Annotated in this window: 17 protein-coding genes; 6 read left to right on the top strand and 11 right to left on the bottom strand. The window is 57.0% G+C overall.

All coding sequences use genetic code 11. The features are described 5' to 3' along the window. Window positions 1-142 precede the first annotated feature (142 nt). Together metH and RE6C_RS05575 are read left to right on the top strand one after the other, a co-directional pair. Window positions 143-3,847, top strand: a complete 3,705-nt coding sequence (gene metH / locus RE6C_RS05580) for a methionine synthase (protein ID WP_008654638.1) — start codon at window positions 143-145, stop codon at window positions 3,845-3,847. Beyond that, a complete protein-coding gene (locus RE6C_RS05575; protein ID WP_008654636.1) occupies window positions 3,834-5,162 on the top strand; it encodes an ArnT family glycosyltransferase in 1,329 nt (442 codons plus the stop codon). The genes metH and RE6C_RS05575 overlap by 14 nt, the downstream gene beginning before the upstream one ends. A 174-nt stretch (window positions 5,163-5,336) precedes the next feature. Here RE6C_RS05575 and RE6C_RS05570 read toward each other — a convergent pair whose 3' ends face one another. The 6 genes from RE6C_RS05570 to RE6C_RS05545 all read right to left on the bottom strand — a co-directional run bounded on the left by RE6C_RS05570 (window position 5,337) and on the right by RE6C_RS05545 (window position 13,687). Next, a complete protein-coding gene (locus RE6C_RS05570) occupies window positions 5,337-7,031 on the bottom strand; it encodes a serine/threonine-protein kinase (protein ID WP_008654634.1) in 1,695 nt (564 codons plus the stop codon). A 7-nt stretch (window positions 7,032-7,038) separates the two neighbouring features. Next, window positions 7,039-7,704 (bottom strand): sigma-70 family RNA polymerase sigma factor, encoded by a 666-nt coding sequence (locus RE6C_RS05565; RefSeq protein WP_008654632.1) that lies wholly within the window; start codon window positions 7,702-7,704, stop codon window positions 7,039-7,041. Window positions 7,705-7,758: 54 nt separating this feature from the next. After that, window positions 7,759-8,484, bottom strand: a complete 726-nt coding sequence (locus RE6C_RS05560; RefSeq protein WP_039961289.1) for a 3-keto-disaccharide hydrolase — start codon at window positions 8,482-8,484, stop codon at window positions 7,759-7,761. A gap of 220 nt (window positions 8,485-8,704) precedes the next feature. After that, window positions 8,705-9,985 carry a glutamyl-tRNA reductase gene (gene hemA / locus RE6C_RS05555; RefSeq protein ID WP_008654630.1) on the bottom strand — a complete coding sequence of 427 codons (1,281 nt, stop codon included), beginning with the start codon at window positions 9,983-9,985 and terminating at the stop codon, window positions 8,705-8,707. Further along, a complete protein-coding gene (gene ccsA, locus RE6C_RS05550; RefSeq protein ID WP_008654629.1) occupies window positions 9,982-10,920 on the bottom strand; it encodes a cytochrome c biogenesis protein CcsA in 939 nt (312 codons plus the stop codon). Before ccsA ends, hemA begins: the two co-directional genes overlap by 4 nt. 49 nt (window positions 10,921-10,969) lie before the next feature. After that, window positions 10,970-13,687 carry a ComEC/Rec2 family competence protein gene (locus RE6C_RS05545; protein ID WP_008654627.1) on the bottom strand — a complete coding sequence of 906 codons (2,718 nt, stop codon included), beginning with the start codon at window positions 13,685-13,687 and terminating at the stop codon, window positions 10,970-10,972. 201 nt (window positions 13,688-13,888) lie between these two features. Between RE6C_RS05545 and RE6C_RS05535 the strand changes: the two genes are divergently transcribed. Then, on the top strand, window positions 13,889-14,317 hold the full coding sequence (locus RE6C_RS05535) for a hypothetical protein (protein WP_008654623.1): 429 nt from the start codon (window positions 13,889-13,891) through the stop codon (window positions 14,315-14,317). A 44-nt stretch (window positions 14,318-14,361) separates the two neighbouring features. On the opposite strand, the gene RE6C_RS05530 is transcribed toward RE6C_RS05535, so the two are convergent. Genes RE6C_RS05530 through RE6C_RS05520 form a run of 3 tightly spaced genes read right to left on the bottom strand, consistent with a single transcriptional unit; the run spans window position 14,362 to window position 17,841 of the window. Further along, the gene (locus tag RE6C_RS05530) at window positions 14,362-15,153 is read right to left on the bottom strand and encodes a formylmethanofuran dehydrogenase subunit C (protein ID WP_008654622.1); all 792 of its coding nucleotides are present in this window, start codon (window positions 15,151-15,153) and stop codon (window positions 14,362-14,364) included. After that, window positions 15,150-16,154 carry a formylmethanofuran--tetrahydromethanopterin N-formyltransferase gene (fhcD, locus tag RE6C_RS05525; protein WP_008654621.1) on the bottom strand — a complete coding sequence of 335 codons (1,005 nt, stop codon included), beginning with the start codon at window positions 16,152-16,154 and terminating at the stop codon, window positions 15,150-15,152. The genes RE6C_RS05530 and fhcD overlap by 4 nt, the downstream gene beginning before the upstream one ends. Beyond that, entirely contained in the window at window positions 16,147-17,841 is a 1,695-nt protein-coding gene (locus tag RE6C_RS05520; protein ID WP_008654619.1) for a formylmethanofuran dehydrogenase subunit A, read from the bottom strand. Before RE6C_RS05520 ends, fhcD begins: the two co-directional genes overlap by 8 nt. 222 nt (window positions 17,842-18,063) lie before the next feature. Here RE6C_RS05520 and glmM point away from each other — a divergent pair, with 222 nt between their 5' ends. After that, window positions 18,064-19,407 (top strand): phosphoglucosamine mutase, encoded by a 1,344-nt coding sequence (gene glmM, locus RE6C_RS05515; RefSeq protein ID WP_008654618.1) that lies wholly within the window; start codon window positions 18,064-18,066, stop codon window positions 19,405-19,407. 1 nt (window position 19,408) lies between these two features. On the opposite strand, the gene RE6C_RS33450 is transcribed toward glmM, so the two are convergent. Then, window positions 19,409-19,597, bottom strand: coding sequence for a DUF1589 domain-containing protein (locus RE6C_RS33450; RefSeq protein ID WP_144054668.1), 189 nt, complete (start codon window positions 19,595-19,597; stop codon window positions 19,409-19,411). Window positions 19,598-19,651: 54 nt separating this feature from the next. Continuing rightward, window positions 19,652-21,229, bottom strand: a complete 1,578-nt coding sequence (locus RE6C_RS05510) for an Nramp family divalent metal transporter (RefSeq protein ID WP_236617967.1) — start codon at window positions 21,227-21,229, stop codon at window positions 19,652-19,654. A gap of 65 nt (window positions 21,230-21,294) precedes the next feature. Between RE6C_RS05510 and RE6C_RS05505 the strand changes: the two genes are divergently transcribed. Then, window positions 21,295-22,218, top strand: a complete 924-nt coding sequence (locus RE6C_RS05505) for an RDD family protein (protein ID WP_008654616.1) — start codon at window positions 21,295-21,297, stop codon at window positions 22,216-22,218. Window positions 22,219-22,364: 146 nt separating this feature from the next. Continuing rightward, window positions 22,365-23,531: a KpsF/GutQ family sugar-phosphate isomerase gene (locus tag RE6C_RS05500; protein WP_008654612.1), complete on the top strand. Its 1,167-nt coding sequence runs from the start codon at window positions 22,365-22,367 to the stop codon at window positions 23,529-23,531. The last annotated feature ends 10 nt before the right edge of the window (window positions 23,532-23,541 follow it).

The following is a 23,541-nucleotide window of genomic DNA, read 5'->3' as shown; positions in this document are numbered from 1 at the left end:
ACTTGAAAATTGCGTTCGTCTCTGCCGTTCGGGTTGCTCGTTTGTTGGTAGGCGACGAAGATATCGGTTCAAACGTGCGGGAAAACGGCGTCTTTTCTCACCCTCTTTGATTTTCATCCCTTCGCCTGCTTTTGGGTTATCCATGTTGCAAGCCACGTCGACTGATCAGCTTCTCGCCGAACTCATCCGCGAACGCATTTTGATGCTCGATGGTGCGATGGGGACGATGATCCAGCGGTTGGAATTGGATGAAGCGGCGGTGCGTAGCGACCGGTTCGCTGACCACCACAAAGACCTGAAGAACTTCTCAGACATTTTGTGCCTGACTCATCCTGAGAAGATCACCGAGATCCACTCCAAGTACTACGAAGCCGGCAGCGACATCGTCGAAACGAACTCGTTTGGTGCGTCGCCGATCGGGATGGTCGAGTTTGATCTCCCGTTGGATTTGGTCGACGAGATCAACGTGGCCGCGGTCGCGTGTGCTCGCAAAGCCGCGGATCAGTGGACCGAAAAGACACCCGACAAACCTCGCTTTGTTGCTGGTTCGATTGGGCCGACAACGATGCAGCTCGCCATCAGCACCGACGTCGAGGACGCTGCTTTTCGAGCGACCACGTTCGACAAGCTGGCCGACAGTTACTACGCCCAAGTGAAATCGCTGTGCGAAGCGGGCGTGGATATCCTGCTGCCTGAAACGGCCATCGACACGTTGAACCTGAAGTCGTGTTTGTTCGCGATCCAGCGTTACTTTGACGAAGGCGGTCGGCGAGTTCCTGTGATGGTTTCCGGAACGTTCGACAAAGGTGGACGAACGTTTGTCAGTGGTCAAAGCGTCGAAGCTTTCGTCACCGCACTGTCACACTTCCCCGTGTTGTCGGTCGGGATGAACTGTGCCCTCGGGCCAGACATCATGCGTCCGCACGTGGAGGAAATGTCCAAAGCGACCGGGCTGCCAATCAGCTGTCACCCCAACGCTGGGTTGCCCAATGAGATGGGCGCGTTCGACTTGGACCCCAAGCCGATGGCAGAGATCGTTGGTGAGTACGCCGACAACGGTTGGATCAACATTCTTGGCGGTTGCTGCGGAACGACTCCTGATCACATCCGTGCGATGACGGAACGGGTCAAGAATTGCAAACCCAAACAAGAAGACAAGGGCGGTCCGGTTTGGACTCGGTTGTCGGGTCAGTTGCCAATGGTGATGCGGCCCGAGATCCCATTCACGATGGTCGGTGAACGCACCAACGTGACGGGCAGTCGCAAGTTCGCTCGCTTGATTCGCAACGAAGAGTACGACGAAGCGGTCGAGGTTGCGCGCGAACAAGTCGAGAACGGTGCAACGATCATCGATGTGAACTTCGATGACGCTTTGCTCGATGGCGTCGAAGCCATGACGCGATTCTTGCGTTTGATCGCAGGTGACTCCGTCGTGGCCGCGGTACCCGTGATGATCGACAGCAGTCGCTGGGAAGTCATCGAAGCTGGATTGCAAAACGTGCAGGGCAAAGCGATCGTCAACTCGATCTCTCTGAAAGACGGCGAAGAAGAGTTTCTCCGCCGGGCAAGGTTGGTGCGCCAATACGGTGCGGCGACGGTCGTGATGGCGTTCGACGAAGAAGGTCAAGCCGCCGACGAAGACAACAAGGTTCGGATTTGCAAACGAGCGTATGACTTGTTGGTCAACAAGGTCGACTTCCCACCGGAAGACATCATCTTTGACCCCAACATCCTGACGGTTGCGACCGGGATGGAAGAGCACAACAACTACGCAGTTGATTTCGTCAACGCGGTCGAACGGATCAAGAAAGAATGTCCCGGTGCAAAGACCAGCGGCGGTGTCAGCAACATCAGCTTCAGCTTCCGTGGCAACGACCCGGTTCGCGAAGCCATCCACAGCGCGTTTCTGTACCGAGCCGTGAAGGCCGGTTTGGACATGGGGATCGTCAACGCGGGGCAGTTGGAAGTCTACGAAGAGATCCCGAAGGATTTGCTGGAGCATGTCGAGGATGTGCTTTGGAATCGCCGTGACGATGCGACGGATCGAATGTTGGAATTCGCTGAGACGGTCAAAGGCAGCGGCAAGAAAAAGTCTGGCGAAGACTTGGCATGGCGAGAGAACTCGATCGAAGAGCGGATGAAGCATGCTCTGATCAAAGGCATCGACAAATACATTGTTGAAGACACCGAAGAGGCTCGCCAGCACTACGACAAATGCTTGCACATCATCGAAGGTCCGTTGATGGCTGGCATGAGTGTGGTGGGTGATTTGTTTGGTCAAGGCAAGATGTTTTTGCCTCAGGTCGTCAAGTCCGCACGCGTGATGAAGAAGGCGGTCGCCTACCTCGAACCGTTCATGGAACAGGAAAAGGTCGAGGCTGGAACTCAAGATCACAAAGCTCGCGGCAAGTTCTTGATCGCGACGGTCAAAGGCGACGTTCATGACATCGGCAAGAACATTGTCGGTGTGGTGTTGCAGTGCAACAACTACGAAGTGATCGACCTGGGCGTGATGGTTTCCAGCGAAAAGATTTTGGAGGAAGCCGTCAAGCAAGACGCTGACATGATTGGTTTGTCAGGGCTGATCACACCCAGCCTCGATGAGATGGTTCATGTCGCTCGCGAGATGAAACGCATCGGGATGAAGAAGCCATTGTTGGTCGGCGGTGCAACGACGAGTGCCAAGCACACGGCGGTTCGGATTGCACCGGCATACGACGGTCCGGTGTTGCACGTCTTGGACGCCAGTCGCAGTGTTGGCGTCGTGGAAAAGTTGCTCAGTGACGATTCTCGCGATGCATTTTTGGAAGCCAATGTCAGCGAACAAGAGAAGCTGGTCAGCAGCTTCCGCGAACGCAAGCAGACCTTGGTTCCTTATGAACAAGCCCTCGAGAAGCGATTCAAAACGGATTGGGAAACGGTTCGCATTGACCAACCTGAATTCATTGGGACGAAGGTGCTCGATGACTTCCCGCTGGCAACGCTTCGTGACTACATCGATTGGTCGCCGTACTTCATGACTTGGGAGCTGAAGGGCAAGTACCCGAAGATCTTCCAAGACGAAACGGTTGGACCGATTGCCAAAGAGGTGTTCGAGAAAGCGAACAAGATGCTCGACCGAGTTATCGATGAGAAACTGATTCAAGCCAAAGGCGTGTACGGTTTCTGGCCAGCGGCATCGGACGGTGATGACATTATCGTTTACACCGATGAGTCGCGAACGGAAGAACGCACGCGATTCCATTGCTTGCGTCAGCAATGGGAACGTCGCGGGCAGAAGGATTTCCGCTCGCTGGCGGATTACATCGCTCCTGTCGACAGTGGTCGCAAGGACTATCTCGGTGGCTTTGCCGTGACCGCTGGATTGGGTGCGGAAGAATTGTCGATGCGATTCAAGAAAGAACTCGACGACGAAAATTCGATCATCGCTTCTGCGGTGGCGGATCGTTGTGCCGAAGCCTTTGCGGAATACTTGCACCAACAAGTTCGCGAGCAGTGGCAGTATGGCAAGGAAGAGAACCTGTCTAACGAGGACATGATCGCGGAGAAGTACCGCGGCATTCGGCCGGCGGCGGGTTATCCTGCGTGTCCCGATCACACCGAAAAGCGAACTCTGTTTGACTTGTTGGAAGCCGAGAAGAACACCGGAATCAATCTGACCGAGAGCTATGCGATGTCGCCGGGAGCCAGCGTCAGTGGTTTGTACTTCTCGCATCCTGATGCCAAGTACTTCACGGTCGATCGGATGACGAAAGACCAAATCGAATCGTATGCGGCTCGCAAGGGCTGGCCGATTTCGGAAGTTGAGCGTTGGTTGTCACCCAACTTGGCGTATGACCCATCCTGATCGTCGGTGGCTGTGGTTGGTCAGCGGGATCACCCTCGCATTTTTAGTGCGAGGTTCGATCGTGCTGGCCAAACTGGATTCGTTGGATGCGGATCCGGATGCCTATCGAGTGATCGCCGAAACGCTGGCCCAAACCGGTACCTTCGGTTTGATGGGTGAAGGTGAGGTGGCGAACCCGACCGCGTTTCGTCCTCCGCTGTATCCGTGGTTGCTTTCATTCTTTGTTGACAACGATGGCCATTTGGCATCCGGTTGGGTGGCCATGTTGCATGTGTGTTTGGGTGTTCTGACGATTGGTTTGACGTGGGACATCGCTCGCCGTTGGTGGTCCGATCGAGTTGCTTGGATCGCAGCGAGCCTGGTGGCCATAGATCCGATGCTATTGTGGCAATCCACACTGGTGATGACGGAAACCATTGCCACTGCATTGACCGCGATGGTTTGGTGGTGGTGGGTCGCGAGGCTGAACCCCAATCCGGGAGCCGTCAAATTGGACGGCGACGAACGAATCAATTCGTGTGATCTGTCACCTTCGCGGCCGATCATCGATGCCGTTGTATTTGGCGGATTGTTGTCGCTCACCGTTTTGTGCCGACCGACGTTCTTGGTTTGGGCGGCGATGTTGATTCCGGCTTTGTTCTTCGTCGGTCCAAGTTGTCGGATACGGCGAGTGGCTCGCGTCGGCGTCGTGGGTTTGATTCTCGTTGCGACTGTTGGTCTTTGGACGTTGCGGAATGTTACGCAACTTGGTCACCCGATTTGGGCAACCACGCATGGTGGCTACACATTGTTGCTGGCGAACAATGAATCGTTTTATGACTCCCTCGATGAACCCTCGGGCAGTTGGTTGCCATGGGAACGTACGCCGTGGGATCCGACCGAGTTCTTCGCTGAGTACGAGGCCCGAGAAAGAGGCGACGACGAGGTGTCGGATGATCGGGTTGCCTATGAAATGGCCAGGTCCACCATCTCGAATCGGCCGGCGATGTTTGCTTGGTCGTGCGTCGTTCGGGCGACGAGTCTTTGGCATCCGTTTCCCGCTCGCACGCCCGATCGATCGATGATGGTGATCCTTTCGATCGGGATTTATCAAAGCGGAATGCTGTTGTTCGCTGTGCTTGGAGTTGGTCGGCACTGGCGTCTGTGGCGACGCCCGAACGCTTGGCCTGTGTTCGCGTTGGTGATCACGCTGACCGCGGTGCACAGTGTGTACTGGAGCAACCCACGAATGCGCTCTCCGGTCATCCCGATGTTGGCCGTTGCGGTGGCGTGCTTGGTGGTTCCAAAGAAGGCGGACCGAACCACAACCACGTAGCCGGACACCGTAGGCTAGGTTCTACCTAGCGACCGTGATTCGCTGGTCCGTCGGAAGCTTGTGATGGATCGTGCTGTTGACGCCTCGCTTTGTTCCAAAGCATCGGTTGGGATTCCAGGTGGAACCTGGACTACGAATAAAATGCGAAGGGAAATTGCAAAGTAGTTTGTTTGTTCAGCGTTGTTCGAGCAGTGCTCGTTGGCGTTCGTACTTGTAGCCGGGCATGAAGAAGCATCCCGCTGCGACGATGCCAAAGATCAAGTGAGCGGCGGATGGGAACACCGCCATCGCCACCGAGGTTGCGAGCAAGAGCACTGTTTGGATGTAAAACGCTCCGCTCAGCATCCCGGCTTTGATCAGGAAGACCATGGCGGTGATCACGCCCAGCATCGGTGCCAATCGCAATGGTTCCAGTCCGATCCACCATTCCAACGGAAACAGCAGAGCGGTCGCAATCAGGCTAGCGCCCCACACATGAGCAACTTGTCGTTCAATGAACGTGACCGGTCCCATGCGTTGACGCAGTTTCCAAAACACGGCGGCCCAGGCACTCAGTCCGATCACCCACACGAAGACGTAAATCCAACGCTCATTGATCCCAGCGAGCGCCATTTGCCAAGTCATCAGACTGGCCACCAACAGCACCAACGAATGCCACATCCAAAGCAGCCCCCACTTTTCAAGCACGGCCGCATGATGCGTTTCGCGAAAGACTCTTGCAAGGACTTGGTTGAAACGGCCGCTGCGAGCGGAGACGCGTTCATCGGCGAGGTAGGCTTCGATGTCGCTAGCGAGTGCTTCCGCGGTCGGGTATCTCAGGTCGGCTGGTTTTTGCAAACAACGAATCGTGATCATCTCAAGATCACGATCCAAACTTGGACGTAGCGCTCGCGGCGGCGTCGGATCTTGTTCCGTGACCAACATCACCAGTTCCATCGGTGATTCGGCGACGAAGGGGGCTCGTCCGGTCAAAGCGAAATACAGAACGCAGCCGAGCGAATAAACATCGCTGGCGGGACCGATGTCGCCGCGACGACCGCCGGCTTGTTCGGGTGACATGTACGCGGGGGTGCCGACCAACATGCCGGTTCGGGTCAGGTCCATCTTGGCACCGACCTGTTTGGCCAATCCAAAATCCGTGATCATCGGTCGCCCGTCTTTGGCGATCAGGATGTTGCCCGGTTTGATGTCGCGGTGCAGGATGCCAGCTTGATGAGCCACCGCCACGGCGCGAGCGATTTGGGCGACCATTCGTGCCGCCTCGCGAGGTGCCATGGGACCGCACGCAACTCTTTGGGACAGGGTTTGTCCTTCGATGAATTGCATGCTGAAGAATGGCCGGCCTTCGATGTCACCGACTTCGTACACTGGCACAATGCTGGGGTGATCCAGAGATGCAGTTGCCGCGGCTTCGGCCATGAAGCGTTGCAGATCCGCGTCGCTGGCCAAACGGCCCCGAAGGATCATCTTGATCGCGACTTCTCGGTCGAGCGATCGTTGGCGGGCACGAAAGACCACGCCCATGCCGCCTCGGCCAACTTCTTCCAGCAAATCAAAGTCGCCGATGGTTGTCGGCAATCGAAGGCTACGCCAACGAGCCGACGAGTCTTCTGAAACGTCGGGGACATCCGGAACCATCGGGGCTTCATCGTAGGCGGTGCCAGCGGTGTCGGTGACCAATACGGCGCCCCACAACTGCTGCAAATCATCTGCAAGTGTTGGGTGTTGTTCGCAAATAGCGTGGAAGTCGACGGCTTCGCCCTGGCAGACTTTGTCTGTGATCTCCGCTAGCACATCGGCAAGGTACTGATCATGCGACCGAGCTTCGTCGGATGAGGCGGTGTGCAACGGGTCTGGCGAAGAGGCCATCGAAGCCTCAACCCTGCGAGTCGTTGTCGACGCCGAAGTTTTCCTTGTCTTCTTCTAGCACCGCTTTCAACCGACGAACCGCACGCAGGTAGCGCATGCTGGCGGCGGGTGGATTCAGGTTGAGAACTTCAGCGATTTCGAGGTTCGAAAGGTGCTCGTAGTGACGCATCAGGATGACTTCGCGGTCGCCTTCGTCTAGCTTCTGAATGGCCGCTTCGACTTGCGTCGCGATCTCACGCTGGGTCGCGACCGCGGCAGGAGTCATCGCGGGGTCGCACAATTGAATCGCGAGATCGACGGATGACTCATCCACACGGCCGCCGCCGGCGATCGGTTGTTCGCGGTCCATGTTGCGTTTGGCACTGACACGGTGGCGGCGGTAGGTGTCAATGATGTGGTCCCAGGCGATTTGCCGGAGCCATAAATGGAACGCCATCACAGGGTCGTCGAGGTACTTTTGGAGACGTCCGCTGGCTTCGACCAAAACTTCTTGGACGACGTCACTGACGTCCACGCGTCGCTGGACTTTTCGGTCCAAACGGACCTCCACCAATCGACGGATCGGGCCGCGGTGTCGGTCTAGCAGTTGATTGACGGCTTCGGGGTCGCCCTGGCGTGCTGCTTGAATCAGCACTTCCGTGTTGTCGCCCGATGGCCATAAGGATTTGGTCATATTCACGCTCCGGTTACATGGTAGCGTGTTGGAAATAGGGCAAACGTCCCTGGCTCACTTCCATTCGCGAATTTGAATGTTCTTGAACCAAACTTTCATGGCTGGGCCTTGGTGCAATTGCAACGCGATGACTCCCGAGTCGGCTTTTTTGCCGGGTTGTTGGTCGACCAAACGGATCATCAGCGTTTCGTTGATGAATTGTTCCAGGTGGTTATCACGCACCAAAATGCGGTAGTCGTTCCATTCGCCCAGATGGATGCTGTTGGCGAGTTCTTCGGCGGTCGCGAATTGTTCGGTCGTCTTTTCGCCGGTCGCCCAAATCGTGGTTTGTTGTCCGCGGGTGGCCAAAATTCCGCGGCCTTTTTCTTCGTACAGGATCCCTGCGAAACGATTGGTCGCATCGATGTCGGCTTGGTAGCCACCGACGATGAATTTCTCTTCGTCGAGGACTTTGCTGCGGTACTGGATGCCCGAGTTGCCACCAATCATCTTGAACTGCAGAGTCAGCTCGAAGCTGCCTTTGACCGGGCGATCGAGGATCAAGAACGTGTTTTGCTTGATCGGTTCCTCATCGGTCGTTTGACCGTGAATCGCACCGTCGTCGACCGACCAAAGGTCCTCACGCCCACGCCATCCGTCGAGGGTTTTGCCATCGAACAAGGTGACGGTTTTGGCACCTTTCATTGTTTTGGCCAGAACAGCCTTGTCGCTGTCTTGGGCGTTGGCGGGGGAAGCCGCGAAGGTGGCGGCAAGAGTCAGGAAGCAAAGTACGCGGTTCACGGTTGAGCTCATGAGGTGGGGCCGGGAAGGTGTGTTTCGGGCAAGAGAATGCCGGGAGGGGCAGTTTAACCGGAGGAATCTATGGATGGGGCTCGGACGGCAAAATCCTGTTGTGACAAACGTCCCACCGCTGATACGGACAAGCCACCCGTTGCGCCACTGCGGGGGCCAAGGAATCCTACGGTTGCCCGTCGATCGGAGCGATTTCTGGGGCGTTTGACTAAGAGTCTTCGCCCAGGTTGAACAGATGCCGCAACGCCTCCAGCAGTCCTCGCGAGTGCCCGTCCGCCGCGTCATCTCGCAGCGAGGCCATCGGCGGATGCAGCAGTTTGTTGGTCAGTCGATCGAAAGATTTTTCGATCTCCTTCTGCATGGCCGTGTCGGTGGAACCATTGAGCTTTCCAAACAGACGCTGCAGTTCTTCCGCTTTGACTTTGTCAGCCCGTTCACGAAGCCGGCGAATGACCGGTCCGGTCGCTCGTTGTTGCAGTGATTGGAAGAAGCCATCGACTTCCTCATCGATGATCTTCTTCGCTTTCGGCCACTGCTTTTCGCGTTCGCGGCGGTTTCGATTGCAGGCAGCCTGCAGGTCATCGATCTGGTACAGGTACACACCGGCTTCGTCGCCGATGATCGGATCGAAGTCTCGCGGAACGGCCAAGTCGAGAACCAACATGATGCGGCCACCTCGTTTGGCATTCAGAGCCGCAAAGGTGGATGCGTCGACGATCGGTTCTTCGGCTGAGGTGGTGCCGATCAGCAGATCCGCTTGCACAATCTGGTCGTGCAGACTGTCCATCGATTCAGCGTCGGCGCCAAATTCTTCGGCCAGCTTCTGTGCTCGATCGAGACTTCGGTTGACGACGCATAAATTGTTCGCACCGCCGTTCTTTAGATATCGAAGCGTTTCTTCGGCCATCTCGCCGGCACCGCACAGCACCACACGTTTGCCCTGCAGCCGATTGAAGACTTCGGGAACAACTTCGCCGATCGCAACACTGGGAACGCTCAACCGGCGACGGTGAATGCTGGTCTCCGTTTGCACTCGCTTGGCAGTTCGGTTGGCGGCTTGGAACACTCCGTGCGTGATTGGGCCGGTGCGATCGGCATCGTTGGCCAAGTCGTAGGACTGTTTGACCTGCGACAGGATTTGGGCTTCGCCGACGACCATGCTGTCCAAACTGGCGGCGACCAAGAACAAGTGTTCGACGGCTTCGCGGCCTTCCCGGATGATCATGTGGTTGGCGACGAAGTCACGCGATTGGTTCAGGCAATCGGCGACCAAATCAATCAAGTCGTCGGATTGCAGGGAAGCCGGATTGTTGCCCGCTCCATACAACTCGACCCGGTTGCAGGTGCTCAGGAGAACCAGTTCGGCATCGGCAAAGCGTTGGCCAAATAGTTCGAAGATGCGATTGATTTCGTTCTCGGTGAACGACAACTGCTCGCGTATTTCAACGGCAGCATCGTGATGGCTGCACCCGATCATCTTCAGGGTCATGACTGGCCTCGTGGCGTTGTCATTTCCGGTGCCACTTTGTTTTCGGGCAACTCGATCTCTGAGTCGATGTTTTGGATTGGCGTTTCCGCGGGGACGTCGGATTGATCGGCACCGTGGGAACTGGACAGCACACCGGTCATGGCGAGCGCCAAGAATCCAAAGCTGGCCAGAGTCAAATAAGCGACTTTGCGGCCGCGGCTGGCGGGAGCGTAGAAGTACTCGACCAATGTGGCTGACACCAACCACAGGAACAGAACGCCGGAGAGGACGATTCCACCATCGGTCCACGGAATCACGCCCAGACGGTTCCAGTTCATGACGACACCGGAGACGAGTCCCACCCCGACGGCCGCGGTGCTGATGATCAAGCAACTTCGGTTAAGGTTTTGAAGGGTTTCCAGGGTTGGCAAACGGAGCGATGAACCAGCTTGCTTGCGTTTCAAACGCCGCGACTGGACCAGATACATCGCTCCGGCCAAAAAGCCGATCAGAACGGCAGCCGAACCCAGCATCATGGATGCACCGTGGACGCCTCGCCAAACCTCGACGGCTTCGCTGCGTTCAAAAGCGGGCATGTGGCTAACCGCTCGCGAAAGTGCGATCATCGCGAGGATTGCCGGCAGAAAGAACAGGCCGATGACCGTGTCCGGCCGTCTCAGATAGAACGCGAAAAAGGCGATTGCCAATCCCAATGCGACCATCAGCGACCAATCGGTCCATGTTGCCAGACGCCCGACGTTGGCTTCGTTAGCAATCGACGCGGCTCGCAGCGTCAGGTAGGTGACGTGGGTGAAAATACCCAGACCCATCATCACGATCACTGCCAGGCCGCGGCCGGGGACGCGCCCGAGAAAACGCAACGCTTCTAACACCAGTACCACGAGGTAGCTGGCCGAGAAACAGGTGACCGAAATTTGACGCAAGAGTTCCATCATGGCTTTATCGTACACCGACCTGGAAAATTGTCAGCCTGGAAGGGATCGCTCACCACGGTTGTTCGGAGAATGCGTGGATTTGAAGTGTTCCTTCGGCATCCATTCGCACTCGGATGGCTCCATCACGCGATGTCACGTGCACGCCGCCTCCCGCCGCGGACAGCATTTCGGTGACCTCGGGTTTGGCAGCCCTCCGGCCACCGCTGACGATCGTTTCCAATGGTCGTGCCCAACGCAGAACCGCCTCGGCGTCCATTTGCAAACTGCCGTGATGCGGTGCCATCATCACCCCGCCGGGTGGCGGCCGAGGTGTGTTGGTCAGCACCGCGGTTCCCGGTGGTTCCAGATCACCCGGCAATAAGAGCACGCGATTTCCCGAATCGATCCTTAGCACCAGCGAATTCGCATTGTCGTTGGCTTCGATTCGTTCTTTGGGCGGGTGCAGCACCGTGACCCGATCCAGCCAACTGGGGCCGGTGTGTCGAACTCGCTCGCCTCGATGAACTTCCAAAACCGGAATCCGGTGTCGGCGGATCGTTTCCGAAGCCTGAGCCAACGCGAAACCGTCGCCATCAAAGAAACCGGGCGGAACAACGATCACTCCGATCGAAAATCGTTTGGCCAACCCCGGCAACGCATTGAAGTGATCGGTGTCGGCATGCGAAAGAAAAATCCCGTCGATGTGCGTGGCTCCCAATGCCCACAACGCATCCTCGATATTCCGACTGGTTGCGTTGGCGTTGCCCATCCAGCCGCAATCATAGAGCCACACTTCACGCTCGTTGGGACGCAGGATTGTCGCAGTTCCGTGTCCCACGTCGACGAAGGTAGCTTCCAACGTTTGATCAGGAAGATCCGCTGAGTTGGTGGCCAACCCGTAGGCGATCCCGATCCAACTGACCAACAAACCGGCTTCGATCATACGACGACGAATGCCCTGGGAGGTCACCATTGGCCGAATCGCAGCCCACGAAATTAAACCGAGGTAGAAGATCACGATCCAAAACGTCGGTGGCGACGGCAACCAAAAGTGACCTCCAGGCAAGCCCGCCGCTGAATCGATCATCCACTGCATGATCGAAAGCAACCTGCCGCAGACTCCGCCGGGAATCCACGCCAGAGATGGCAACCACCAGCCGAGCAAGATCGTCATCACGCCGGCGGACAACGCGAGAGCCATCAATGGTGAAAGCATGACATTGACGATGACGCTTATCGGTGAGACTACATGGAATTGCGACCAAACCAAAGGCAGAGCCATGATGGTGACAGCGCCGCTGTACCACAGCACGCGTCCGGTCCATGAAAGGCAAAACGACAACAACCGTCGCCACGCAGCATGGGATTGTTGGGCCAACTCATCAAAGCGTTCTTCGACACGAATCGTTTCCGCCGCGGGCGTCAGTGCACCGGAGAAAGGACGTCCGCACATCAACAAGGTGGCGACGGCCAAGAAAGACAACTGCACACCGATGCCAAAGATCTCCGCCGGCATCCAAACCATCAGGATGATGGCGGCTAAAGACAACGAGTTGAGCGGGTGATGTGGACGAGCCAGGAGGCGGGCGAGAATGACCGTCGACATCAGGATCGCGGCTCGTGTGACCGGCGGTCGAGCACCGGTGATGGCGACATAAAACAGCATCACGATCACAATCAATGTCACTGATCCGGCGATGGGTAGACGCAACAAACCAGCCACCGCACCAGTCAACAAAACAATGATCCCCAAATGCAGTCCGCTGACCGACAGCAGGTGCGCGGTGCCGGTGACCAGCAACCGTTCGTTCGTTGGACGATCCAGGAAATCTCGTTGGCCGAGCGTCAAAGCCAGCGCGAGTCCGCGTTGCGACGGTTCGATCTGGTTCAAAATCGTGTCACGAGCCGAAGCGGCGCGATCGGCCAACCATCGCTGAAGAGCATTGTCCCACGGCAATGCACCTTTGGTGACTTCGTCGCCTCTCAGCAGTTGAACTTGATCGGCCGAACCCACCCGCATGCGTGCGTGAATGTTTTGCCGACGTGCTGCGATATGCTGATCGGTTTCACCTGGGTTGCTCGGTGGGGGAATCGCAGCGATGCGACCATACAGTTCGACTGGATCACCCGGTCGTAAGTCCTCGCGTTCCGCATCGACCATCACCATCACTCGGCCGGTGAAGGGAACTTGCCGAGTGCCACGCCGCATCGTCAGTACTCGAACGATCAGTCGAGTTTGATACTGCACATCGGATGCAACCGTTTTGTTTCCGCGAGCACCATCGAGCCCGGACGTCCTTGCGACAGTGTTCTCCAGAGCATCTCTTTGCAAACGAACGGGCTCATCGACCACCGCGACCATGACCGTCGGCTCTTCCTCGTAGGTCAGTATTTCGCGGATGGTCGCCGAAGCGTATTGCCATTCATCCAACGCGTGTCTTCCCGCGAAAGCGAACAGAAAAAAACCGAACCAGCACACTGTTCTGAATCGAGATTGCAATCTGATTTGGGATCGCGTGCGGCTACCGGCGGTGTCGGAACGGCCTGGCGTGACAACCAACCAAGCTAAGGCCCAGGCAATCGCCATCGCGATCATCGCCCCGAACCAGACTCGCGGAGATTGAGGGCAAGCATGGTTGAGAGTCAGACCGGCCAGCCCGGTGGCGGCAAACATGGTCAACGGCTGTCGGCTGGGGAGTTCCGTCAGGTGCCGAGTCGAGAGACTGCCTTGCCGCATTCTGAAGTCAAATCCGTAAGAAAAGATGCCGCGGTGAATCGTAGGCCGCATAACCCGCATATCCGGCACGCATTCGCGGCGTTTCAGTTTGCCTGGTCGGTAAACTCGCCGGAATGCTCAGCCCGAACCTAACCCGCGTGCTACTCATTGTACGGCCAAGAACTCTCGGTCACACGCTTCTGGATCTTTGAGGGATCGGACTGAAAGTCCACTTCCCGACTTCGCACTGTTTCTTAATGCACGAGGAAACCCATGCCAACGACTGCCAAATCATCGCCAAAAACTTCCGCCGCCAACCGCTCCAAGAGCAAGAACGTTGGTGACGAAGTGGTGACTATTGATCGCCGTCGTAGCGAACGTCGCGATGGCAACGCCGATGCGAGCGATGCAGGCATGATGGACCAGCCTCGTCGAAAGAAACAACGTCGTCGCCACATTGATCCAACAACGTGCGAACGTGACTACAGCGATCAAGAAGTCGAGTTCATGAAAGCGATGGACGATTACAAACGTGACTCCGGCCGAATGTTCCCAACCTGCAGCGAAGTCTTGGAAGTCTTGCGGTCGCTCAACTATGTGAAGCTGTCCGACGAGCAATTTGAAGAGTTGGGATTGAACGACGCTCCCGAAGGCGAAGAAAGCTGGAGCGATGAAGAAGCCGACGAACTAGCCGAAGTCTGATTCGAACTGGTTCAAACCGATCGTTCGATTGCGGGGGTGTTTATTTAGTTGGACGCCCCTGTTTTCGTAGACTCGGTACCGGATGTTGGCATCCAGATTTCGCCGCGACCATCAATCAGTTGGTCGCCACGGCACACATTCAGCGAATGCAAGAAGTCGGGCGTCAGCCATTTTGCGGCGCTGTTCCGACTCATCAGACCCAAGAAGGCTGAACGCAGAGGGATGGGCGTTGAGAACCGACGTTTGTCGAGTGTCGGAGGCCGGCCAAAGATCAACGTTCCTCGCCGCATTCCGTAGGCAATGGTTGGTCCGCAGTTCCCGGCCACGCCGAACGTACCAGCGACCATCCAAGTCGCGAGACGCTTTCCAACGTTGCTGCCAATCCAGATTTCTCCACGACGCATGCGATGACCTGCGTCATCACCGGCGGATCCTTCGACGATTATTTGGCCACCACTCATGCCAACAGTGCGGGAACCGATTGGCGAACCCAGGTGATCGCCCGCGTCGCCACGCACCACGATGCGTCCGCCAGACATGCAACTGCCCGCGTGATCGCCAACGTTGGACTCGCAAAGGATCTCGCCCAGCTTGTGCTGGAATCCGATTCCCGAAACAGGTTGCATGCAACCATCGAAAACCAGCCGTGGCATCGAGACATCGGATCGCACGGAGACCTCAAAAAGATCGCCGATCGCAATCGGGCCAGATCGAGATTGCAACTGGAATCGTTCAATTTCGAGCGTTGAAAGTTGGACCCATTCATCCAGCCGGATTCGCGATGCATCCAGCGATGATGGGAGCTCGGATCGAAGACGCAGCGTGATTTGACTCATCGTTCGGCCCCTGAATCGGAGGGCGATGATGTGCCGTGGAGCAATTCATGCAGCTTGAAATGATGCCGGCCAAGTTTGCCGCCATAGTTCCCCGCCGAGATGCTCAATAGCCCTTCGGAAGCAGCTGCTTCGCATGCGGCGGTAATGCCGACTCGCATCGATTCGGCGATCTCGTCAAACGACAATCCATCGATCACCACTTCGATTGCCGCGTTGGCGTCGGAAGGCAATTCTGATGACGTGACTTCTCGAAGTGTGGGGCAGAACGCGTCATTGGTCGATGCAAACAATGCGGCGTATTTCGATCCGACTTTGGATCCGCTGCGAGTCGTTCCGCCGGGAAACGGAGTGATGATGCCAGGGAGTTCTCGCATTGCATCAATCGCGGCGCGGCAGGCGATGGTGACGGACTGCATCGTTCGCCCGACCAAGATAAAGTTGCCGCCTCCGATTGCGTCGACTCGACCGACGTCGTGCTGACAAACGAATTCACCGTCCATCACGGGAATTCGCCAGTAACGCACAGGCCGGGACCTTCCATCCGCGTCCAAGTGATGAATCTGCTTGCTGATTTGGTTCCCGTCACCAAAGTATCGCAGTGACTTTCCGATCGGTACTCGCTTGGGATGCACCTCGCGGCCGCCGGGGATGCCACCGTACAAAGCGGTTGTGGGACAAGTCAAAACGCACTGGCCGGCTCGCCGTGGAATTTGCTTTTCTAGGTCTTTGCCCGACATTCCAAAGGCCAATATCGCGACGCCTGGGCGACCATCGGGTGTCTGCTCGGGTGACAGTGTTTGTTCGACCGCGATCTCAAGTCCGCAAGCAATGACGCTGGTTCCGAACCCGCACATTGCTCTGGCGGATTCTTCGCACCAACGACGATCATCCGCGGTCACGATTAATCGTGTGGCCTTCATGTCAAAGGCTTCGGCAAAGGTGTCTTTGATCGAGACACCGGCAATCGACAATGGTTTGGACGCCGCGGTAAAATCAGCCACCTTGATTCTCCGACCGCGGTGTTTCGATCAAACGCGTGCCGATCACATCGTCCATCTCACTTTTGGATATCTGCAATCGGTCCATCGCGAACGTTCCTGTGCGAGCATGCATCTCACGGAACTTGGGGATGTATGCGGGGTCGACTTCAACTGAAGCAGCCAACGTGTTGTCCCGTCGCGCGGACGTTGCAGTCTCTACGTTTTGACCTCGCGAACGAATTTGAACGCCTTGTTTGAATACATCTCGCGGAGTGCGGAACATGGTTTCGACGTCGGTGCTTTCTTCGTACACGACCACGTCGGCCACGCATCCCGGTTGCAATCGGCCTCGATCAGACAGACCCAAAATCGATGCGGGTGCGGACCGAGTCATCACGGCGATATCGTCAAGCGAATATTCGCGATCGATGCCAGCCAGTGAGCTGGCCGCTGCGGCGTCGGAATGAATTTCGGAAAGTGCCGTTTCGCGAAGCGATTTGTTGGTCAGCAAGGCGATCAGGTGCGGATACGCCGTGAACGGTCCGCCGTTGGGATGGTCGGTCGTCAGGAAAACTCGTGAGGGGTCGTCGACCATCAAGAACAACTCCAATCCGATCGCCCATTGCAAACTGTGCACAAATTCGCGGCGAGCGTATCGGAAGGGAACGACTCCGCAGCCGGCTTCACATTCGATGTCCAGCAATACTGACTTGCGTGGTTTCGCCAGATTGCGATTGTCGTATTGATGCATCGCGTCCGCACTGATCGTGACTGTTTGGCCAAACTGAATTTGTCCGACGTCCAGCGTCACATTGGGGTTGGCTTTCAGTGCGTCCGCCAACTTCGCCGCGGACGATGAAAATTTGTAGGGACCTTCCGTTCCATAGCTGTGGAATTGAGCGTGGGTCAAATGAATGGGATAGCCATCGGCGGCTCGGATCGTTGCCAGCGTTGAATCGATGTTGCCGGGTACACCCAAGTTGCTGCAATGAACATGCAGCGGATGTCCCAAACCGATTTCCGAAACCGCTCTGCACAGCACACGAATGATTTGACCGGGAGTGATTCCGTATTTCGGATGTTGGGTGTCGACATCCATTTCGCGTTCGTTGAATTTGAACGCGTTGATGCCGCCTGGGTTCACGACTTTTACGGCGATGCAGCGAGTCGCTTGAACAATCCAAGCGACATAAGCGTTGATGACTTCTTGTGGTTCATCGTCCGCGATCAGTCGAAGCAACACGTCGTCGTTGCCGAGCAAACAGTACCCGCCGGTGTCGAGCCCGCGAACGTCGGCCATCTCCGCGTGCGCAGATCGTGCGTTGCATGGAATCACCGCAGGCTCAAAGCACGTTGTGTAACCCATGTCCAAGTATCGCGACGCAGTCACCGATGCCGCCGGAAGGAACTCGCACGAGGCCGCGTCTTCGCCGTTGATGCGTGTGGCTTCACGCCAGGGTGGCATTTGGTCGCCCAGCAGCATGCGAGCCAAGGTGACTTTGCCTCCGCCGATGTGCGTGTGCAAATCGATGCCACCCGCCATCGTGACACATCCACTGCCATCGATGGTTTGATCTGCGAGGGTTCCTTTTTCAGGAGCCTCGATGAGATGACCGTCTCGCCACCAAAGATCCGCGATCTCGCCGCCCGGTTTGGCTCCAGGGGCCGACGGATCGATCAGCCGGCTTCCTTGAAGAACAGTGAGCATGGTGAAAAACAAACGCGGGAAGTGGCGAGCGAATGGCGAAGGCTGCCAGAAATGAATGTTCGGCGGGGAATATACGCGAATTCCGATGTCCCTGGTACGATGCTGCCCCTGAGCCTCGTGAACCATGTCTCGCCACGCAGCGGTCCATTGCGATCACGATTGGTCATCATCGACTTTCATTCTCGTCCTCTCCCTCCTCGATCCAGTCTACTTGCGTGTCCCATGAGTGAATTGATTATCAGCGTCAGCGGTCTTCGCGGCATCTTGGGTGAAACCCTGACACCCGAAGTCGCCGTGCGTTTCGCAGCCGCGTTTTCAGCAGCAATGCCTGAAGGCAAAATTGTGATCGGACGCGACGGACGCACCACGGGACCGATGCTTCGCAGTGCCATCGTTTCTGCATTGTCCGCTTCGGGACGCGATGTGATCGACGCAGACGTTGCCGCCACTCCCACCATTGGTGTGCTGGTTCGCGAGTTGGGTGCCGTCGGTGCCATTGCGATCTCGGCCAGCCACAATCCACCGGAATACAACGGCATCAAATTGTTCGGCGGCGATGGCCGCGTCCTCGACGCCGAATCGGGAGCCAAAATTCGCGACGCATACTTTGCCGGAACGAACCAATGGGCGACGTACGACAAAATTGGTGAGGTCAGCTCCGTCGACGACCCTCACGCGGCCCATCTCGAAAAAGTCTTGGCAACAGTCGACGTCGATGCGATCAAAGCCAAACAATTTCGAGTGCTGATCGACAGCAACCACGGCGCAGGTGGATTGCTCGGCGTGCGGTTGCTGAAAGCGTTGGGATGCACCGTCGAGGCGATGGGGCACGAACCGACGGGGAAATTCGCTCACACGCCCGAGCCCACTGCCGAGAACCTGCAGGGCATTTCTGCGGACGTGACCGGTCGCGAGTGCGTCGTTGGTTTCTGCCAAGACCCTGATGCCGATCGGTTGGCGTTAATCGACGAAACGGGACGCTACATTGGCGAAGAATGCACGTTGGCTTTGTGCGTCAGGCAGGCGATGGAAACCGGTCGAACATCGGGCCCGATCGTGATCAACGGAGCGACCAGTTCGATGAGCACTTTGATCGCGAAGCAGCACGGCGTTGAAACATTTCGCAGTGCGGTGGGCGAAGCCAACGTGTGCGATTTGATGATTGACAAGAAGGCGTCCTATGGTGGTGAAGGCAACGGCGGACCAATCGATCCGACGGTGGGCTATGTTCGCGACAGCTTTGTTGGGATGGCCCAAACGTTGGCACTCTTGGCACGAACCGGGAAACCTCTTAGCGAGTTGGCCGATGAATTGCCGCAGCTCAGCATCCAAAAAAGCAAAGCGGGTGTTTCAGCCGAACGATTGCCGGAAGTCTTTGACAAATTGGAAGCCAAGTTCACCGACGCGGAAGCGACACGTGGTGACGGGATGCGGTTGCAATGGTCGGATCGTTGGTTGTTGGTTCGTGGCAGCAACACCGAACCGATCGTCCGGATGATCGCCGAAGCACCCACGGCCGACGAGGCCGCTTCTTTGTGCGACCAAGCCGCCGAGTTGTTGGGTTAACTCACCGTAGGCCAGGTCCTACCTGGCGATGCTGGCGGGCCGTTACCTGATCGAACTCGCGAGGGTTGGTTTGATTGACGCCTCGCTTTGTTCCAAAGCATCGGCTGGGATGCCATGTGAGACATGGCCTACGGGTTCGCAACCTGTAGCACGGCGGTCTCCGCCGTGAGTTCAAACTTGGCAATGGCATCCATCTCGCTCCGAATTCTTGGCGAATCCGGCTACGTTCAGATTGACGTTGCACTCATGTCACGGTGGCGATGATGGTCCACACACCGGTGATCAACATCGCGATGCCGGATAACCACAGCATGGCGTCCCAAAGCTTGCCGGGACGCAGTCCATCGACGGAGCGTTTGTAGCGAAACCAAATCGCGGCTCCGGCGATCATCGGCAACACGACACCTTGTGTAACGCCGCTGATCAAAACCAATTTCGCCGGCGAAGGAAACGCAAGGTAAAAGAACAAGCTCATGATCGGGAAAAAAGCACCAAGACCACGCACCCATTTGTCTCGCGTCGCTTGGCTGTCATCGATCCATCCGATCACCCGCAGCGCATCGGAGAACACGCGTGCATGCCCGGCACAAGCAACAAAGAAGGTGCTGTACAACACCGCGATCGCGCCAAACAGAAACAGCCCCGCGGCCCAGTTCGAAAACACCGGCACATACATCACGGCCAGCGTCCGCACCAAATCGGATTTCTCCGGGTTCAGTCCGACACGATGCAGCACCGCGGCACCGAGCAAGTAGAACGCGACGGTGGCAAAGGTGTAGACCAGCATCGATCCCCAGGCGTCGACCTGCATCACCCGCATCCATCCGGCTGCCCGCTCACGCCACTGCGGCGTGCCATCGTCTTTGCCGGTGAACTTGGCATAGCCTTTTTCGAGGCACCAATACGGGTAAGCCACCAACTCACCGGCTCCCACGCCGATGATGCCAAACGTTGCCAGTGCGGTCGCGAGCGCTGTGCTGCCGTTGGCCGAGGAGGGCAGGGCACCTTTCAATCCAGAGAAAAATTCTTCCGTTGTGACTCGGTAATCGACCTCGCCCTGCAACAAGAACAAGTTGATCAGCGTGAGCAACGTGAACGACCCGACCAGCACGGTGCTGAACGTTTGGATCAACCCATACCGGCCGACGAACAACAGGATGCTCGTTGCAATGGTAATGATGGTCGCCCACAGTTTGATGTCCGGTGGCTCGCTCTTGCCATGTTCCAGTTCGTGAGCGATCCGCAACGCGACCACCTCGGCTTCTCGTTGATCGAGTTCTTTGAGACGCTCGGAAGTTGGGACGTTGGGTTCATCCGGTGAGGTGCCATCGTCGGAAGAGACGGATTCGGATCGGGCCGCGTATCGTTCAAACGTCAGCAGTTGTTCCGCGTCGGCGACACGATTCTCGGAGACTCCTTGTGCGGTGGCTGGCATCGTGAGTGCCACCGCTTGGCCGACGCTGCCGACAATCCCGCCTTGTTGTCCGATGCTGGCCAGCCACATGACCGCCCAAGCCCAGACCAACCAGTTTCCGTGGCGACCGAGTCTCGGGCCGGGCAGTTCGTTAAAACCTTGCAGCGATGTCTTGCCGCTGGTCAGTGTGTAACGCCCCATTTCGACTTGGGTGAACACTTTGACCACGCAACCCAGCAGGATCAGCCAAAGCAGTGTGAATCCGGCTTCGGCACCGGTTTTGGTCGTTGCGATCAATTCGCCGCTGCCCACGATTGATCCGGCGATGATCAGTCCAGGCCCGATGTTAGTCAGGATTCGCCACCAATGCGTCGGCGGATCTCGGCGTCCAGATTCGGATGATTTCAAAACGTGCTCGCGATCAACAACAGAGGTGGGATGAAGTGGCGAAAGCTTGATATAGTAGCACCACCATGCCACGCGATGAAAACCAACTCGATGCTGAAAACCAGCGAGCGCTCGACACCACCATTGGTGTTGTGACGCCGGAGAACATTGCGTTTGAGTATCAGTTGGCAGGGCCATTTCGGCGGTTGCCGGCTTACATCATCGATGTGCTGGTGCGAGTCGCGGTGATTGGCGCAATCATCTTGTTCTTGCTGTTGTTCATCGGTTTGTCCGGTTTGCAAGAACTCGGTGCATTCGCGGTGGCAGCTGGATTCATCAGTTACTTTTTGATCAGTTGGTTCTACGGGGCTGCCTTGGAAGCCTGGTTCAACGGTCGGACCGTTGGGAAATGGGCCTGCGGCATTCGAGTGATCGATGTCGATGGGTGTCCGATCAATGGCAAACGTGCCGTGCTGCGAAATTTGCTTCGGATCGCGGATCTGGCTCCCGTCGCGGCACTGAGCAGTATCGACGAGAACATTCCTCCGATGTTTTTGATTCCGACCGGGATGGTGGGGTTGATCTGCGTGATCAGCACGCGGCGAATGCAGCGACTCGGCGACATCGCCAGTGGCACGATGGTCATCATCGATGAAAAGACATGGCAGTTGCCCGTCGCCAAGATCGATGACCCGCGTGTCGCTCCGCTGGCCACGTTCATCCCCGGCGACTACGCGATTTCGCGAAGCATGGCGAGAACGTTGGCCGTTTATGCCGAGCGTCGGCACTACCTGACGCCAGCCCGACGTCGAGAAATCGCTCGGCACCTGACGCTGCCGCTGATCGATCGGTTCGAATTTCGGCCCGATATCGACGCGGACTTGCTGATGATCGCGTTGTACTACAAGACGTTCTTGGCCGAACGAAACGCGGAGCCCGCCGATTTAGGGCCGCTGGCCGGTTACAGTCCGTTGGTTCGCGACATGGCCGCTCAGTCGGCTGGTGCGTGAGGTCGGGTGCTAAGGTCGGGCGTCTGAGGTTGGACACCTGAAAAAGCGAATAACCGTCGAGTTTCACGCGGCGGAGGGTTCACCTTGCGATGCCGGCGATATTTTCGGTATCGTCGCGCGTTGATAATGCCACCGAAACCGCATTCGTGGCACCGACGACCCGCGACAAGAGCAAGGACGCGATTGTGGCTCCACAACCTCAACTGAATCACGGCACGTCGGTTCCGACGTTGACCCCGCTATCGCCGCTGGACCAAATCCGTCTGGTCCGCGAAACGATGCTGCGAGAAGCCGAAGCCATTCAAAAGGCAGCCGCGATCGCATCCTCCGATGCGGCGGAAGCCGCCGCCTGGATCAGTCGCTGCGAAGGTTCGATCGTTTTGACCGGGGTCGGCAAAGCCGGTTTGATCGCTCAAAAGTTGGTCGCGACGTTGGCCAGCACCGGATCGCCGGCCCATTTTCTGCATCCGATCGAGGCCGTTCACGGCGATCTCGGACGTGTTCAATCCAAAGATTTGGTCATCGCTTTCTCCAATTCCGGCCGCAGCGAAGAAGTCGTTCGCGTGGTCGAGTACTTGAAACACCAAGCGTGCGGCATCATTGCCGTGACCGCCGACCGAGAAAATCCGCTGGCCGACTTGGCGGATCATGTCGTGCCGATCGGCCGTCATCGCGAAGCCTGTCCCGACGGTTTGGCTCCGACCAGTTCCACGTCGGTGATGTTGGCTGTTGGAGATGCCATTGCCGTTCTGGCATCGCGTTTGTGCGGGTTCACGCCGAATGACTTCGCTCGATTCCATCCCGGTGGAGCACTCGGAAGAAAGCTGACCGACGTGCGGCAAACGATGCGTCCGCTGGCAGAATGCCGCGTCGCACCCCAAACGATTTCGATTCGCGAAGCGATGATGATCGGCGGCGCGGGTCGTCGAAGCGGTGCGATCTTGTTGCTCGATGAAAACGAACGACTGGCCGGCATTTTCACCGACAGTGATCTCGCTCGGTTGCTGCAACACCGTCAAGAAACCAGCTTGGATGAACCGATCGAATTGTTCATGACCAAGCAACCGATTTGCATTGCCGACGACGAGCGTTTGCCGCGAGCGGTCGACATTTTATCGCAACGAAAGATCAGCGAACTGCCCGTCGTCGATTCCGATCATCGTCCCGTCGGAATGATCGACATCACGGACTTGGTGGCAACCGGCGACGTTCGCCAGACAGTGTCATCCAACCACGGTTCCATTCAATCCAACCCAGACGACTCATCCGGTGAAGATGGGCCTCGTTGCATACCCATCACCTCTGGAGACTGATTTGTCCTCT

It is taken from the genome of Rhodopirellula europaea 6C, assembly GCF_000338295.1.
Lineage (GTDB): Bacteria > Planctomycetota > Planctomycetia > Pirellulales > Pirellulaceae > Rhodopirellula > Rhodopirellula europaea.
Note: the sequence above shows the minus strand (reverse complement) of the source record. Positions and strands in the feature narration are given on the sequence as shown.

Coding starts and splice junctions, on each gene's coding strand:
- metH (WP_008654638.1), top strand. CDS start 143: ATGTTGCAAGCCACGTCGACTGATCAGCTTCTCGCCGAACTCATCCGC.
- RE6C_RS05575 (WP_008654636.1), top strand. CDS start 3,834: ATGACCCATCCTGATCGTCGGTGGCTGTGGTTGGTCAGCGGGATCACC.
- RE6C_RS05570 (WP_008654634.1), bottom strand. CDS start 7,031: ATGGCCTCTTCGCCAGACCCGTTGCACACCGCCTCATCCGACGAAGCT.
- RE6C_RS05565 (WP_008654632.1), bottom strand. CDS start 7,704: ATGACCAAATCCTTATGGCCATCGGGCGACAACACGGAAGTGCTGATT.
- hemA (WP_008654630.1), bottom strand. CDS start 9,985: ATGACCCTGAAGATGATCGGGTGCAGCCATCACGATGCTGCCGTTGAA.
- ccsA (WP_008654629.1), bottom strand. CDS start 10,920: ATGATGGAACTCTTGCGTCAAATTTCGGTCACCTGTTTCTCGGCCAGC.
- RE6C_RS05545 (WP_008654627.1), bottom strand. CDS start 13,687: ATGCGGCCTACGATTCACCGCGGCATCTTTTCTTACGGATTTGACTTC.
- RE6C_RS05535 (WP_008654623.1), top strand. CDS start 13,889: ATGCCAACGACTGCCAAATCATCGCCAAAAACTTCCGCCGCCAACCGC.
- RE6C_RS05530 (WP_008654622.1), bottom strand. CDS start 15,153: ATGAGTCAAATCACGCTGCGTCTTCGATCCGAGCTCCCATCATCGCTG.
- RE6C_RS05520 (WP_008654619.1), bottom strand. CDS start 17,841: ATGCTCACTGTTCTTCAAGGAAGCCGGCTGATCGATCCGTCGGCCCCT.
- glmM (WP_008654618.1), top strand. CDS start 18,064: ATGAGTGAATTGATTATCAGCGTCAGCGGTCTTCGCGGCATCTTGGGT.
- RE6C_RS33450 (WP_144054668.1), bottom strand. CDS start 19,597: ATGCCATTGCCAAGTTTGAACTCACGGCGGAGACCGCCGTGCTACAGG.
- RE6C_RS05505 (WP_008654616.1), top strand. CDS start 21,295: ATGCCACGCGATGAAAACCAACTCGATGCTGAAAACCAGCGAGCGCTC.